This window comes from Escherichia sp. E1130 (assembly GCF_005781065.1).
GTDB lineage: Bacteria > Pseudomonadota > Gammaproteobacteria > Enterobacterales > Enterobacteriaceae > Escherichia.
The window spans coordinates 90,120-106,648 of the sequence record NZ_VATL01000007.1 but is presented as its reverse complement, the minus strand read 5'-3'; the positions used below and the strand labels follow the sequence as shown (position 1 = coordinate 106,648).

At 46.2% G+C, this 16,529-nt stretch carries 11 protein-coding genes and 3 pseudogenes; 13 read left to right on the top strand and 1 reads right to left on the bottom strand.

Annotation, left to right across the window (positions count from 1 at the left end; genetic code table 11):
* Nucleotides 1-218: 218 nt before the first annotated feature.
* A pseudogene (locus tag FEK66_RS25660) lies at nt 219-338 on the bottom strand (AAA family ATPase); the annotation flags it as partial.
* A gap of 1,981 nt (nt 339-2,319) precedes the next feature.
* On the opposite strand from FEK66_RS25660, the gene FEK66_RS07985 reads away from it, so the two are divergent.
* The 13 genes and pseudogenes from FEK66_RS07985 to FEK66_RS25955 all read left to right on the top strand — a co-directional run bounded on the left by FEK66_RS07985 (nt 2,320) and on the right by FEK66_RS25955 (nt 15,771).
* Entirely contained in the window at nt 2,320-2,511 is a 192-nt protein-coding gene (locus FEK66_RS07985; RefSeq protein ID WP_135488323.1) for an MbcA/ParS/Xre antitoxin family protein, read from the top strand.
* Nucleotides 2,512-3,045: 534 nt separating this feature from the next.
* Nucleotides 3,046-3,267 carry a type II toxin-antitoxin system prevent-host-death family antitoxin gene (locus FEK66_RS07975; RefSeq protein WP_135495481.1) on the top strand — a complete coding sequence of 74 codons (222 nt, stop codon included), beginning with the start codon at nt 3,046-3,048 and terminating at the stop codon, nt 3,265-3,267.
* A 1,226-nt stretch (nt 3,268-4,493) separates the two neighbouring features.
* Nucleotides 4,494-4,760 (top strand): annotated as a pseudogene (locus FEK66_RS07965) (type VI secretion system contractile sheath small subunit); the annotation flags it as partial.
* Between the two features lie 53 nt (nt 4,761-4,813).
* Nucleotides 4,814-6,163, top strand: coding sequence for a type VI secretion system baseplate subunit TssK (gene tssK, locus FEK66_RS07960; protein ID WP_130210742.1), 1,350 nt, complete (start codon nt 4,814-4,816; stop codon nt 6,161-6,163).
* A complete protein-coding gene (gene tssL / locus FEK66_RS07955; protein WP_130210740.1) occupies nt 6,160-6,849 on the top strand; it encodes a type VI secretion system protein TssL, short form in 690 nt (229 codons plus the stop codon). Before tssK ends, tssL begins: the two co-directional genes overlap by 4 nt.
* Nucleotides 6,849-8,495, top strand: a complete 1,647-nt coding sequence (locus tag FEK66_RS07950; protein ID WP_130210738.1) for an OmpA family protein — start codon at nt 6,849-6,851, stop codon at nt 8,493-8,495. The genes tssL and FEK66_RS07950 overlap by 1 nt, the downstream gene beginning before the upstream one ends.
* Before the next feature lie 98 nt (nt 8,496-8,593).
* A pseudogene (locus FEK66_RS07945) lies at nt 8,594-8,728 on the top strand (type VI secretion system tube protein Hcp); the annotation flags it as partial.
* Between the two features lie 161 nt (nt 8,729-8,889).
* A complete protein-coding gene (locus FEK66_RS25655; protein WP_165382800.1) occupies nt 8,890-9,051 on the top strand; it encodes a hypothetical protein in 162 nt (53 codons plus the stop codon).
* Complete coding sequence (gene vgrG, locus FEK66_RS07940) at nt 9,048-11,405, top strand: type VI secretion system Vgr family protein (protein WP_135495483.1); 2,358 nt, start codon at nt 9,048-9,050, stop codon at nt 11,403-11,405. Before FEK66_RS25655 ends, vgrG begins: the two co-directional genes overlap by 4 nt.
* 15 nt (nt 11,406-11,420) lie before the next feature.
* Entirely contained in the window at nt 11,421-14,138 is a 2,718-nt protein-coding gene (locus tag FEK66_RS07935; protein ID WP_130238306.1) for a hypothetical protein, read from the top strand.
* 24 nt (nt 14,139-14,162) lie between these two features.
* On the top strand, nt 14,163-14,909 hold the full coding sequence (locus FEK66_RS07930; protein ID WP_130210730.1) for a hypothetical protein: 747 nt from the start codon (nt 14,163-14,165) through the stop codon (nt 14,907-14,909).
* A 266-nt stretch (nt 14,910-15,175) separates the two neighbouring features.
* Nucleotides 15,176-15,409, top strand: coding sequence for a hypothetical protein (locus FEK66_RS07925; protein WP_240780278.1), 234 nt, complete (start codon nt 15,176-15,178; stop codon nt 15,407-15,409).
* Nucleotides 15,406-15,771 carry a hypothetical protein gene (locus tag FEK66_RS25955; protein ID WP_130210728.1) on the top strand — a complete coding sequence of 122 codons (366 nt, stop codon included), beginning with the start codon at nt 15,406-15,408 and terminating at the stop codon, nt 15,769-15,771. Before FEK66_RS07925 ends, FEK66_RS25955 begins: the two co-directional genes overlap by 4 nt.
* Nucleotides 15,772-16,529: the final 758 nt, after the last annotated feature.

Genomic DNA, 16,529 nt, shown 5'->3' with positions numbered 1-16,529 from the left:
ATAGACGATCTGGCGGGCTGTGATATGCCCCCGCAGGGCGTGGATCAGAGCACGCTGAGAGTGGAATACTATTGTCAGAATAAGCAGGAATACTCTTATCTGCGCGAAGTGTTCATTGATATGTATCCGTAGTCATCGGAAATACCCAGCCTTTCTGGCTGGGTATTATCACGTGTGACATTAGCATGAACCATTACACAATCTGTCAAGAGCCAGGTTCAGATGTCTGTTTCCGCCATTTCATCATCACTGATTGGCGTAGCGTTTTTTGCCAGCATTCCCACTTTGCGTTTTTCCTTTAACCGGCAGCTTTCTCTTTTGATGTTCAGTGTGGTGGACAATCCCGTAGATATATATATCCGCACGCTTTAGTTCTGTTATATTTTTTTCGACAAAATAATCAAAACAGTAAATAAAATAAACGTTAGGTATTTTCTTTATGCGTTCTCTTTACATGTTGAGACTTCGAGTAATACTGTAAACCATATACGTTATAATCGCTAACCGACAAATAATCCAGAAAATTTAATTTATATGCCAGAGTAAACAAGCTGTTCATTTCAAAAATATGTTTGTAAAAGTGTATAGTATTCTGATTGCCGAAGTTTAACTGTGCAGGAGAAAATTTAGCAGATGAGAAAATTGGGGCACACTCGTCAACATTAACTGTTCTAAACAATAATGAAATAGCGGTACTTACATCATCAAAGCCTCTTAATTTCGTGCTGTTAAAATAGAACGTTCTTGCCGTAATAGTTATAGTAATCCGTCCGTCTCCGCAATCATCCAATATTCCCAGAACGCATGGTTCACAAAATGTGTTTTTCGCATATTTTCGCTCTTCATTACAAAAACAAGTTTTTAAATGTAACTCAGTGACCTCGTTTTATACGTGCTAAACTTATGCCATGTAATTGTAACTTTCTTTGCATTACCAATTATAATGCAACTTTTGGTACATACACCCCCAGATACTCCTTCTTCACCGTATTGCCTGGTCACGGTAAATTTATCTCCTGATGACTCCTTTCCTTCCACACGATCCAGTAAATTGTAATCATGTCTTCAGTTTCTTCCCGAAACACATAAATTTGTGAACACAACAAACTGAGTGATATCTCCGGTGACTTTAATAGTTTCGAATTAGATATACGACCTCTCGGTTTAAAATAACCATACCGAAGAGATTATCAGTTTTTTTTCACAAATGGGACTTTTTTTTGTGTTTTTTTGAGGCATTTTGAATGCTTGGAGTGCAGCTGGAAGTTAACAGTTTGAAAAGCACGTCAGATGGGAATGGGAGAGTCGTATGAGGATGTTTTCTAATGCTACATAAAAGTAACTTTTTTGACAATGGGTATTGGTATTATTGTGAGTTGATAGGTACTGTTTTGTCATTTAAGTTATACATATATCTAGTGCCACTTTTTCGAGAAAAATGATCCTATGATTTTTGTACATAGTGCCACTTTTAAAAAAAGTGACCCTATATCGTGATTACATAGGGTCACTTTTCATCAATAAGTGACCCTATGCGAGGTGCACATAGGGCCATTTTTAAGGAAAAAGTGACCCTATGTCGTAGTCATCCTAAGCAATTAGAGATATAATCACGCAAAGACGTTTTTTCGCGAAAGTTTCTCGGCATATCGCAGATACTGATTGCAGTATTGCGTTTTTTTAAGCTGTAAAATTTTCGTTAGCAGGCTCAGGGGTTTTGAGAAAACCCTGGAGACTTTGGTTAAAAAGTGATACAAGTAAGGACAATAGTTTAATGGATGGTTTAGAAGCTTAAATCGATAGTTCAAAATTTATAAAAGTTACTTTTCCATCTCCAAAACCGATCTTTTAATTCGAGTAGAAAATTATTGCAATTGTATTTATGCAAGGGCAATGGAAAGTAAATCAAACAACGTCGATATAGCTGAACAACTCAACAGGTTCCATTCCTTGATGCAGGTTGGCAGCGTGCGACATACACTTCACTGCAACCTCTGCTGAATATTATTATCAACCTTGCATCCTTGATATACAGTGATTATAGTTGTAAACGACTAGCATACAGGGGTACGCGTTGGTTATATCATTTTTAATGAGACTAACCAGTCCAGCGCCTGAATGGAGAGAGTGAAATTCAATTTCACTCTCTCTTTTTCATCTAACCCTTTATTGTCAAGGAGTTATACAGATTCATTTGTAATTAGTCGTGATTAGATCTGACACATTGCCTTGTTACTCATTGCGAAAATGAGTAGCGAAGTGCATATCCAGTTATTAAACAGATTAAGAAAACGATAACTAATTAGTGGAGTTGGTTCCTTGAACAGAGAAGATGTCCATCAACTGGCTACGCAATTGTTTGAAGGTAACGAAAGTGCGGCCCAAAAGTGGTGCCATGAACCCAACCGAGCGTTACGGTGGCAACCCCCTGAAGAACTTATGGGGAGCGAATCAGGAATCCAAACGGTAATAGCGTTAATAACACGACTAGAGCAAGGCGTGTATTCTTAGACCTTCTGCCCAGAGCCGTTCTGTAGTTTTATCATCGCATCAAGCAAATCGTTTTCATCCCGTGAATGCTGAGACTTGTTCCGGGTCACATCGGGGCTATTCACCGATGGAAGAGCTTTAAAACGACGGTTATCCCTTTGTTCCTGTGCCAGCTTCGCCACATACAATACTTGGCCCAAATTCTGGGGTTAACAACTTACCCAGCCGAGGAAAACATCTGCAGTCCTCAAATAGACATTAGCATTGAGCCCCTACACTCGCACCAGTTGATAGTTCACTTATAGCGTAAAGAGATACCGAAAGTATCCGCGTCAGCACCTGAAGAATTTAAGAGCCTGGAAGGAGGAAGGTTGCCAAAGGATGACGATGGATGCATGGGCAGTAATGCCGTGTTTGGTGTGATCACTCACATCATCAATGATGCCTGGAGTGGGGAAATTTGACGATTGCCCGGTGATTTAAGGCGCAAAGAAGTGGTATTTCGTGTCATTAAAACCCATGATTGTATACACATAACGAGTACACGAGGTTTTTATGCAATCCATCAACTTCCGTACCGCACGCAGCAACCTTACTGAAGTGCTCAACAATGTTGAAGCCGGGGAAAAGGTTGAAATCACCCGCAGAGGCCGCGAGACAGCTGTAATTGTCAACAAGGTTACTTTCGAAGCCTACAAAAAAGCGACGCAGGATGCCGAATTTGCATCCCTGTTTGACACACTGGATTCCACCAACAAGGAACTGGTTAACCGATAATGAGGCATATATATCACAGGAAGAGCTTATTGCGCTTCATGATACGAATATAAGCCACTACGGCCTACCGGGCATGTCGGATCCGGGTAGGGCAGAAACTCGCTTTGATTTACCTCGTATAGTGTATCTCCACTACACCGGGTGGCATCAGCCCCATTACCCCGATGCAGTCCATTTTCTTCTGCCTTTTCTGGGTGTCTTGTATGTATTTTAGCCAAGAATGTGATCCTCACCCGGTATAGTGGATCACGTTATTGCCACCATACCTGATAGCGTGGCGGCACGGTTAGGAAACTTTACCTGGTACAGTGTATCGTGAATGATGATCGGCTCTGATAACGTGATGATACTGAAGTGAAAGCTGTACCCTGTGTAGTGGATCCAGTGAAAGTGCGCACCCGGTATAGTGTGCTTCATGGCTGAATCGGAGTTTGCCGCAGGTAGCCCTGCATCCATCATCATAACAGACACTGTCCGCAGGACTCGCGAGCCGTATGTGGGGTCGGTTTGGGAAATGGAAAATTTTGTACGTTAAGCGCATTATTTAACCACTCCTGATTTGTAAGGGCCTGATTTAAAGTCAGTGGTCATCGCATTTAGGTTATCCGATTGAGTCAAGACCCCCTAAGAAATGCCGTATAGTTTTTTTTCACCGGAAACCTGGATTTTTCCGCGCCCAGTAACCACGGGCGCGGTTTCGTAAACGACCGGTTGAGAAACAACGATTTTGATGCTGAAACCTGCCACATAACCCGTAACTTATTCAACGTCATACAAATCAGATAGTTTTTAAAACGAAATACCCTCCATTACTTACAATGTTTTTCCTATAAGTCCGCTTTCGGATTTTTATCACAACAGCATGTAACAAAAAATGTAACTGTTACAGTGAGTTATCAGTGCAAAGGTACACATCCGCACTAGGCAATCATCCCACTCATTGCATTGATCTTAACCAATAAAAGATCACATATGAAACATTCAACCGCCAGGGCACCTATTTATAGTTAATCCCCCTGTAAATGACGACATAAGCAGTGAACAAAAAAACCTTTACCCCAATACTTAGAGATGCGCCCTGTTACAGGGTAGATGAAAATTCTTAATAGAATTACAATGACAGATTTTTGATCTGCAAAGTTGATATTTTTTAGCAAAACGCTCTATCATCGCTTTGTAAAGATACCTCGTGGTAACTATCACCACTGCCCAACAAAGGGAATGATATGGCAGATTCCAGCTTCCAGAATGAAGTGCCAAAAGCACGCGTCAACATCCAGCCTGACCTGCACACGGGTTCTGCCCAAAAGAAAGTAGAGTTGCCCTTAAAACTTCTCGCGGTGGGAAATTTCAGCAACGGCAAAGAAACTCTCCCGTTTTCTGAACGCAGCAAGTTAACTATTTCAAAACACAACTTTAATAGCGTTCTATCCGAGCTTAACCCAGAGTTCAGTATTGATGTTGCCAACACCCTGAGAGGGTATGGACGTCAATCTGTCGCTGGTATCTCAGATGCCGAAAGCAAAAGCATAAGGCGGGCGCAGAGATGAAAATTTATCGTCCATTGTGGAACGAGGGGGCTTTACTGTCCCCTCAGCAGTTCCAGCAACAGGCAGAATGGGAGTCTTTTCGCAGCGCCGGTGCAACCGCACTGGCATCTGCATTCCCCTGGGGTGTGGAAAAGATTGAGTTTAACGACAGTCTTCTTTCATCGGGTCTGATCCAGATTACGCAGTTACGCCTCTGGCTGGAAGATGGAACGCTGATTGATGCGCAAAGAAGCGATCTGCCTCCGGCGCCACGTGAGTTAGATGCCAGTCAGCTGGCAGGTCTTGATGCAGTAACTGTCGTTATCGCACTGCCTCATATGCAGCCGGGTGTTGCCAACGTTGAGCAGGAAGGCATCTTCCCGGATCGACCGCTTCGCTATCGCGAAGAATGGGTGACGTTGCCGGATGCATTTGGGCCTGAAGAAGAATCAATGGCAGTTGCCCGGTTCAATTTCTCCATCCGGTTTGCCCATGAAAGTAATGATTCCTGGAAAGTCTGCCCTGTAGCAAGGCTAATCCGGGACGGACATAATGCGTGGCTACTGGACCCGTCTTTCATTCCTCCCGTTGCGTCATTTTCGGCAAGCCCGGTTCTTCGCGAACGTCTGGTGCTGTTAAATCGCCAGTTACGTTCCCGACGCCAACGTTTGATGACAATGCGTCGTGAGAGCAACGAGAGACTTGCCGATTTTGCCGTCGCCGATGTTTCCCTTTTCTGGTTGCTGAATGCGCTAAATTCCCACGCTGGGGTGCTGACGGAATACGAACGTTTTCCTTCCCGTCCGCCTGAACAGGTGTGGGCTGAGCTTGCACGCCTGGCAGGAAGCATGCTGACCTTTTCCCTGGACCATGATCTCGACGCCATACCGGGGTATGACCACGAGGATCCCGCCAATACGTTTCCTCCGCTGTTTGACCTGATCTCGGGGTTACTTGAGGCAAGTCTGCCATCCCGGGTCATTGCTCTGGAAATGTCCCGTCCGGACGGCCAAACCTGGAAAGCAAACCTTCACGATATTCGTCTGCGCGAAGAGGCGGACCTCTACCTCTCTGTTCGCTCAGACATACCGGCCTGGCAGGTTGCCGATAAATTCCCGGCACTTTGTCAGGCGGGTTCACCTGATGACGTCAATGAGATCTATGGTGTTGCACTCAAGGGGATCCCTCTGATCCCTGTCAGCAGGGTCCCGGCGGCTTTGCCTGTACGCATGGAAAACCAGTACTTCGCGCTTGATATGGAAAGCCCCGCTGCGCATGAAATGCAGGAGCAGGGCGTGTGTATGTTCTACGTGCCTGAAATGCTTGGCGCACTGGAACTTGAACTGTTTGCGGTATTGCGCTCATGAAACAGGATATCGATATCGACCAGCTGATGACAGAGACCTGGCTCACCGTCACCATGCTGAAGAAAGGCGCCGTCACGCTCAATGGTAGTGCGCTTTACGACAAGTGCGTTAAACAGGTTGAAAGTGTGCGGGAAGCGCTGGAGCGTGCCGGTTATGACGAGGACAGTGTCGGGCATATTTCCTACGCACAATGTGCCTTGCTGGACGAGGCGGTGATGAGCCGTAAGCCTGAAAAGTGCGAGGAAGGAGAAGAGCCGAAAATTGATGAGGGCCAGGTGGCATGGCGTAAAGTCCCGCTTCAGGCACGATTTTTCGGATCACTTCGAGCAGGTGAGGCGCTGTGGGATAGCATTGCAGAGGTCCTGCGTCAGCCTTCACCGAACCCGGCCGTTTTGACGTGTTATCACCGGGTAATTGCCCTGGGTTTTCAGGGTGTGTACGGATTGAAGGCGGTCAGTCAGTCGCAGCGGGATGAAGTCGTCAAAGCCCTGTCTGAGCGATGCTCTCCGCCTGATGCAGGCCTGTCACTGATTGTTCACCGGATGGGGAAACATCGCTGGAGTCTGATGCGTTCAGTCTGGTTCTGGATAGCGCTTGCCATCATCCTTACCGGTGTTATCTGGTGGGGCGGTCATCTGTGGCTCCAGGCACTCTTGTCAGCACAAATACCGGAGCTACGTAACTAATGCGTAGATCAGTCATTATTCCGGTTGCCCTGCACACCTTTGCAGCTGTTGGCACATTGCTGTGGTTGCTCTGGTATTTCATCCCAACAGGGAACGTGTTTAAAGGTCTGACCACGGTGCTGATCCTCCTGCTGGCAGACTGGACTGTTTTTAATAACTGCAGCCGGGAGCAGCCGGTATCCGACACCTCCGTTTCAGCTGCTGACCTGCCACTACTCGACACCCAGGGCCCCGTTGTACTGGTATGCGGTGACGGGCTGGGTGCGCTGTTTCAGGGGAGTCCTCTGCGTAAAACAGCTCAGGGTTGGTGGCTCCGGGCCGATGACGTCAGCCGGTTAACGGATGTTGTCCGCAGCATACAGGCGCAGTTCCCACGCCAGGTCGGTCAGCTTTCGGTTATGTACCGTTGCCTGCCAGACCATCATCAGGATGAAGCGGTTCTGCGCTCCACATTAAAGACGCTCCGCCAGCAGAGTAAACAAATCAAAACTCTGACGGGTTTCACACTACCGGTTGTGGTGAGTGCCGAATTCTCCGGACCTGAGACTCCGTGGATAATCGTTCGTGGTGACAAGCCGATTGTATGTCCGGTAAATGATTCGCCGCAGGCTTTCATCGACTGGTTGCAGGCTAATGACAATATTACGGCACTACCCGTGATCAGTCAGGCATTTTCATTTATCCGTAAAACCCTGACTGATGAGCTTGAGAAACCTGATCGGTTAACCCCGCCTGAACGAGCGTTTTCCGTGGCACTGCGCCTCGGTACCGTCCTTCTCGAAACCCAGTCAGTCTGGACCGACTGGCTATATTCCCGCACCTGTTTGCAGTTTTCCCGAAAGCCTGGGCAGATAGATCCGGAAAGTTTATTTCCGGATGCGGTTCTGCCGCTGCTGGCACCTTTTGCATCAACGGTGCAGGGGGGGCAACGTACCCGTCGCCTGGTCCTGCTGATGTGGGTGTGTGCTCTGACCGCATTGGGTATTTCTGCGCTCAATAACCGTGACCTGATCTGTCAGGTGAGCACCGATTTGCAGCGCTGGAATGCAATCCCGATGAACCACTATCGCCCTAAGGCAGAATCACTGGTTGCCCTGAAGCAGGATGCGCTCCTGCTTGAACGCTGGCAGCGTCAGGGAGAGCCTTTCCGTTACAGCCTGGGCTATTACCCGGGGCTACGCCTGTGGCTGGCCGTGCAACAGGCTATCGATACCTGGACTCCACCACCAACACCTAAACCAAAACCAGCATCTAAACAAAAACCAGTACCGAAAATTGTTCGTCTCGACGGCATGTCGCTGTTTGATTCCGGCAAATCGGCACTCAAAGACGGCTCTGCCAAAATACTCGTCAATGCACTGGCAGGGGTCAAAGCCAGACCAGGCTGGCTCATCGTGGTCAGTGGCCACACAGACAATACCGGCAGCGTTCAGCTTAACCAGACCCTGTCTTTACAACGAGCGGAGGCCGTTCGTAACTGGATGCGTGATACTTGGGACGTCCCGGAAAGTTGCATTGACGTGCAGGGTTACGGTGACAGCCGACCGGTTGCATCAAACGACACGCCTGATGGCCGTGCGCATAACCGCCGTGTCGAGATCAGTCTGGTACCCCAGGCTGACGCCTGTCGTCTGCCAGGCGCGTAACACACGTCACAGGATGTACGTGACGTTTCAACTAAAGAAATGGAGAAGTAAACATGGCAATCCCAGTTTATCTGTGGCTGAAAGACGATGGCGGCGCTGACATCAAGGATGCCTCCTTCGAGAAGCATAACCACCTTGAGCAGATCGAGCTGCACTACGAAAAAATCACCTGGACCTACAAAGACGGCAACATCATTCATTCCAATTCCTGGAACGAACGCACCACAGCATAAGACTCTGGCGGGCAGATCCTTTCTGCCCGCCTTTTTTTTACTCCGCACAGCGCCTGTCAGACGGACGCTTTGCAGAGCAGTCTCACAATTTATCGGCATGAACCTTATGGGCATCGGTTGACGGCCAGGGGCGGTAGCGTGCCTGAACAAGAGGGAACGAAATGGAACATCATTCAGCAGTCCTGCTACGACGACTTACCCCTTATTGCGCCAGAGCACTGGAGGGGGCGGCTTTTTTATGTCAGACCCGTGCGCATGCGGAAATCACGCCTGAGCACTGGCTGTTGAAACTGCTGGAGCAGGCAGAAGGAGAGCCGTCATGAGCAGTTCCCTCTCCAACAAGGCTACCAGCCTGGTACATCAGCTTTTAGGGCAATCACGGTACCGGGTTGAAGTGCATGAATGCGACCATTTCCTGGATGTGTTACGTTACAACGCCGTTGAATCACTCAGCCAGCCCTGGCGCTATAACGTGGCGGTCACCAGCTCTTCTGCGGATATTGCTTGTGACTCGTTACTGCTGAAGCCCGCTTCATTCACTTTCCAGACACCCGTGTTTGACGGAACTCCGGCCCAGCCGGTCAGGACGGTATTTGGCGTGGTTGAGTCGTTTCGCCGCGTGTCTACCTCGAACGATGAAACCTATTACGCGCTGACGATCGTTCCCCGTATTGCCCTTCTGGGCTATACGAAAGGGAGCGAGATCTACCTCAATCAGTCAGTCACTGAAGTGGTTGAACAGGTACTGCGTAAACACTGTCTGGAAGGGCCTGATTTCGAGTTCCGCCTCTCCCGCGAATACCCCTCCCGGGAGCTCATCACCCAGTGGCGGGAAACCGACCTTGAATTTATCCAGCGTCTGCTGGCAGAAGTGGGCATTTACTGGCGCTATGAAATGGACAGCCGTCTTGAACAGGACGTGGTGATTTTCCAGGACAGCCAGCAGCAGTATGAATTTGGTGTCACGCTACCGTTACGCAACCAGGCCGGGATGAGTGACAACGGGCAGGAGAGCATCTGGGATATTCAGACCGCATATAACGTGGTGAGCGGAGGTGTGGCCACCCGGGACTACAACTACCGTGAAGCGCTACAACCTCAGGACAGTATCGAGAGCATTTTCAGCAAAGAAGGGATCACCACCGGAGAAACATACCATTATGCTGAACCTTTCCTGACAGCAGGTGACGCTGAAAGCCCGGAGACCGGGGCATACTTTGCCCGTCTGCGTCACGAACGTATTCTGAATGCGCAATATCACGTCAGCGGGCATTCCTCCAGCCCTCATCTGGCTCCGGGTCAGGTACTGGAAACTGACGGAACGCTTCCCGATACCGTGAAAGAAGGCATTGTCATCACCACGGTGCGCACCAGTGGCTCACGAAAAAGTAGCTTTACCCTGACCTTTGAAGGCATCCCGTATAGCGAAACCGTCTGTTATCGTCCGGCGCTGCTCAGTCGCCCGGTGATATCCGGCTCGCTTCCGGCCCGGGTGGAAAGCACACAGAAAGGTGACACCTGTTCCTGGCTCGATCCGGACGGGCGCTACCGGGTAAAACTGGACTTTGACCGCAACAGTGCTGAACAGGGTTATGCCTGTTTGTGGCTGCGGCTGGCCAGGCCCTATGCCGGTGATACGTACGGCTTCCACTCACCGCTTATCGACGGAACGGAAGTGGCCGTCGTATTTGACAGCGGAGACCCGGATCGTCCCTACATCGCCTATGCCCTGCACGACTCAGAACATCCGGACCCTGTCACCAGTGACAACCATACGCGAAACGTGTGGCGCACTCCTGCGAACAATAAGTTGCGGATGGAGGATAAGCGCCAGGAAGAGCATATCAAGCTCGCGACGGAATATGGCAAAACGCAACTGAACATGGGACACCTGGTCAATGGCCAGCGTGAAAAGCGCGGAGCCGGTTTCGAACTGCGAACGGATGAACATGGTGCTGTACGTGCGGCAAAAGGGCTGTTCCTGACGGCTGATGCCCAGGCCAAAGCCCAGGGACCGGTACTGGAAATGGCCCCTGCGATAAGTCAGATTAATCAGGCCAACAGCCAGATGCAGGCGCTGAACAGCGCCGCTGAAGCCGCCGGAGCCCTGATCTCTGATATCAATACTCAGATTAGTCTTGTGACTGACAAAATCAGGGACCTCCAGTCTGCGGTCCTACTGGGTAGCGCTCCGCAGGGGGTGGCGTTTACCTCAGGTGAACATCTTCAGCTCAGCAGTACCCGCAATACCATGATCAATGCCGGTCAACATCTTGATATCGGTGCGATGAAAAATCTGTCGGTAACGGTGGAAAAAGCCCTTGGTCTGTTTGTCCATAAAGACGGGGCGAAGCTGGTTGCCAACCAGGGAGACATCGAGATTCAGGCTCAGCACAACACGATGGCCCTGTTTTCTGAAAAACAGCTGACGGTGACCTGTAGTAAAGACGAAATTATTATCAGCACCCCGGAAACGCTGACGCTGAACGGTGGCGGCTCTTACCTGAGACTGAGTAAGAACGGGATTGAGCATGGCTCCAAAGGGAATATGGTGATGAAGGTAGCGAGCTATCTGGTGCCCGGAAATGGCAGCAGCCTGCCACTGGAAACACCGGACTTTAAAATGACAGACGTTACGGTCACGGCTAAAAATTCCTCCAAATGGAGCAGTGAATAGCATGGAAGGGGATTTATGACAGCAAAGTTACCCAAAATCAGTTACCCCGTACCGTCAAACAAAAATGGCCATGCCTTTTCCTCTGTGGAAGCGTTGTTATCGATGATCGGAGGGGAAAGCTCAGGACTGTATCTGGTGGGAAGTCAGGGAATGTGGCATGGCGGTATTCATATTACTGATGCCACCATTCCCTGGTGCGCCCTGAGTACTGACAGTGAAGCTGAGAATGAATATTGTCGTGAGCTTTATAAAGGGGAGCAATTTATTCGTTGTATGGCCGATGGTGAAATAGTTGCCTGGCGGGTATGCAAGGATTACGAGAGTGCCGCGATTGAATGGCGAGGTGAAAAGTTGTTCATTTCGACCTCTTTTGTGCTGGTGAAACATTATATCCAGCCGGCTGATAACGCAGAAAGTGGACTGACGTTTTTTACGCTGTACATGAATCTGGCGCCCTATGCTGCTTATGAACAACAGGGTAGCCAGGCGGACAGAAAAGTGGCAGGCGTCCAGCGCTATTACACCAGTGCGGAAGATGTGCAGACATGCCGCGCAGCCGGAAAACTGAATAAAGACACGGTAGTCACGTTGAGTGACGCTATTGTGACCCGCACCAGCGACCTGCGTCAGTTTACCGAAGTGACCATTATCAGAGAGACGAAAAATGCAGCGGGAGACACGCTTGCAGCGAGAACAAAAGTCTGGACGGTATCAGACAGGGGGGCTCTGAAGGCTGTTAAATCAGCACTCGTTCCGTCCTGGTGGGCAAAATGTACTCCGGCTTACACTAATGAGTCAGAAGGCGTGGTGAACTGCACTTCGCGTACAGACTGGGCGTACTATCTGAGCAGTGACGATGTGCTGCAAGATAAAAATGCAGGCAGACTGACAGCCGATTTCCCGCTTTCATACGAGCCCGGTAATACCGCACAGCAGATCATCCGTCCAGGTAAGAATCCAGGCGATGCAGCAAGAACATTCAGTCTGGTCACTCTGGGCCGGGATAAGGATAAGTTGAAAAAGGGCGACCGGGTATGGGTAGTATCAGACGGCGACAGTCTGACGCCGGTTGCACCAGCAGCATCCGGTAGTGGATCCGTTTTTAATGATGTGTATGTCCCGCCAGTCCCTGTGACTGTCAGTGCAGGGGCTAATCTCGGCCATATGGGTTTTTATCAGCTACCTGAGGAAAACGGTAAACGCTCGCGCTACCAGGTACATATAGAGTGCCTGAGCATGGATGATATAGAAAAGTTCATCACCAACCCCGGAAGAGCAGGAGAGGATGCGCCAGTGTATCTGACCTGGCAAACCAACGCTCCATTATTTGAAAAGGGTGAGCGGGGAATGGTTGCGGGCAGTCGAAAAACAAAAGCCTCAGGAATTCTGACGCTGGCCAAAGTCCCTGGCGTTGATGCCGGGGGGAATACACTGACCAGTAACCAGGATGCTGCGTATTATCAGATACGCCCGGAAGGTGGCTGGTTACCTGCTGCCAGTGTAAAAAAGGTATCGCAGTACGCGTTAGGCGAGCTGGGGTTTGTGACGCTGAATAAAGCACCAACGAGCTTTGACCTGATTGATGGGATAAAACAACCGTATAACGTGGTTAAGGGTATTCTGGAGCAGTTGTATAAAGCAGCACAGGATGAAACGCGTACCACTCATGCCCTGAACAAATATAACTACCAGCAACTGCTGGAGATGATAGACAATAACCAGGACGGGTATTACTCGGAGCAGGAGTATCTTCAGGCGATCCATAATATCTCTTACCGCGATCGCTTATACCGTGTAATTGCGAAACACGCCAGTGAATGGTACTACGGTAAAGATGACCCGTTGTGGAAAAACTATCTGGATACATTAACCGGAGATGCACCGTTATGGAAAACGTATTTGGAAGCATTTCTGGATAAGATGACGTGGATGAAGGCAGTGTCTGAGAAGGGCGTGGCGCTGGGACCGGAGCCGTGGCATATGCATCCGGTGGTGTTTTTGGAGGCTATAGGAGATAAACGTATTGTTCATATAACAGTGGATATGCTTTATAAAGTATTCAATGGATTAAGATCACCAGCGAAATTTTCATTTCTTCAGGATATTGCCGATGAAATTAATAATCATGCGATTGAATACAAACTAGACAATGTATTGAGAGTCAATCATTTTTTTGCTCAAATAAGAGAAGAGATGGGAGGGATGGCTAGCCCTGTTGAAGCCCTTAATTATAGCGAAGAGGGTTTGAAGGCAAACTTTAGTTATTTTAGAAGACACCCTGTAGAAGCAAATGAATATTCATATACGAAACTTAATGGAAGAATTACGAAGCATGCAAATGAGATTGCTATTGCTGATAGAGTTTATGCTAATAGATTAGGAAATGGAAATATTTCGTCAGGTGATGGTAGTGCATATAGAGGTAGAGGAGGTATTCATCTTACAGGAAAAATAAATTACCAAGGATTTTCTGATTACTATAAAAAGAATTGGGTGGATGATATTGATTTTATAAAGAATCCATCATTGCTTGAGGAAGGAATTTACTGTATGCGATCAGCTATTTATTTTTGGCTTCGCGAAAAACTTTATGACATTGCTGATCAAGGGGATACAGGTTCAATAGTGGATAAAATAACAGCAAAAGTGAATTTAAATACAACTAGCTATGCAAAACGTCGGGAACATTTTGAAAGAATCAAATCAACTAACGTCTTTACTGATGCATTTTAATTAACTGAAAATCAAGGTTAGACGATGGTTAAAATTAAAGCTTTTTTAGGCTGTTTCGTGCTGTCGCTAAGTGCTTCAATTCAGGCAGCATACGTTCCATACGTAGTAAATAATTATGAAGGTTATATAGGGAAATATCCTGTGCATTTATCCCTCCAGTATTATGACTTTGGGAAAAATGTGAACGTAGAGGGAAATTATTATTACGATAATCATAGAACCTCCATTCCACTATATGGTGTGAATGAATCAAATTTGATTGTGTTATGTGAGGCCGTTAGTAATGAGAGTTTCGATAAATATATTATTCAAGGTGAGAAGTTTGAAATTGCAAAATGTCCTTTCAAGTTAACACGAAACTCTGTTGGTTTTTCAGGTGAATGGAGCAATGCTCGCTCCACTTTAAAAGTGGACTTAAGGGAGACATCCAGACTTAGTGATGGTGTTTTGAAAGGGGAGGCTAAAGAACTGGATATTCCATTTTGGGGGCAAACTAAACAGCATGCTTTCATTGGGATATATATAGAGGGGGAGGAAGGTATTGTTATCAATAAAGTAAATGTAATTGATAAAGTAAGTGGTAAATTAATACAAGTCATTAACCCACAATTGAATGGCTGTGAATTTGGTTCATATATGACGTCTATTTTTCAAAACTTAGAAAACGATGGAGCTCAGATTCACCTGAATTGTTACAGTATTGGGCCGGATATTAGTGTTAATTACATATTTAATAAGCAAACACAGAAATATGACATGATTACAGAGTAAAGCAATATTATTTTGGACTTTTATACTGACTTAGGCGTTTAGAGGATATCTAAAAAATCAGCAGAACTGATTTTAAAAGCTAAAGGATATCAGAAGAATTCTTATGTATCTAAAGTCAGTAATGCAAATAGTGTTACAGTTGAATATGGTTGTGATCTGGTAATCACACCAGTAAATGGTACTATATCAAGGATATCCTGCTGTTTAAATGCAGAGGTGTGTTACAGATTACTGGTCGTGATAATTACACCAAATGAATACGAAAAATGCTTCATGATGAATACAATAATCGCCTGATAGTAAATTACATAATGGATGATGACATGACTCATTGTATAAATGCAGTTGAAGATCAAGAGCAGTTGTTATCACGTATTGCAGAAATCAGAAAGGATTATTACCGTTCTTTAACTATAACCAACGGTGAACCTAATGCACAGATTAAATTCCTCAATGGCTGGATAAATAGAGTTAATGATTGTTTGAGGGTTGATATATGAAAAGAATATTATTGCTTTTAATTTTTATTTCATTTCACTCAATAGCTAATTTTTCTGGTCATTGGGTAAAGGAGAATGACTCACAATCGCTAACATTGGATTTAGACGAAGATGGTGCTCATCTTGTTGGTAAATATTGCTTTATAACTAATGACGGAAATAGAATTGACTGTTCTGAAGGCAATGATAGAAACATTAACGGTATAATCAAAGATAATGTTGGAATTGTGGACTTTGAAAGTACATTTGGGGGTATTGGTCAGGCAACTATATCAATTAAAAAGAATGTCCTTAAATATACCATCACTAATCCTACTCCATTTGTGAATGCTAATATGTCTGTGCCCAATGTGATATTTTAAAAAAAAATAGTGCAAGTCTCAGGCAAAGACGAAGATCTCTGATTTAGCACTGCACTGATTTTGGGCCAGGGTCAATTTGGCCGGGTTCTCAAAAAATGCATGGAACTAAAACGGGTCTATTTACAAAGAATCCACTAAAATCATTACTTGCTCATTACCTGGAGAGGGAGGTAAAGAAGCTTCATTCTTCATTGATAATATTACAAAAGAAATTAATTATAGTTTTGAAAAGAATGGTAAAACAGAGTTAAAAGTGGTTTTTAATGAAAGGAATAACCTGAGGCACACCAAAGATAGCAAAATGAGAATTACTTATTATGGCTTCAAGCGCGGCAAATACAATTATGTCATTAATGTAATCGAAGGTTCTGAAAAAAATAAATATACAATATCGTTTGATATCAAGAAAAATGGAAGGATTATTCAATCCAGTGATTGCTTACCGAGTTCATTTAGACACGATAGTATTATAAGTAATATATACTTGATATTCCTTACGTGAATGAGGAAAGATTTAATTTTCCATAAGCCCCCCAACAAAAATAAATTTCATTTTAACTCATCGAAGAGTTTTAAATTTAATGTTAATGCATTGATTGTTAAATTGGTGAATAAGATAGCCAGGTGTCAGGTTAGCGACTGGGATGGAGAGGTATATGGATATACCAGGACGGAGGAAAAGAAATATTAGTCAGTTCTGGAATGGCTTACATGCTTCAGTGCGTCTTACCATCTAAGGAAAATAGGATATATATCAA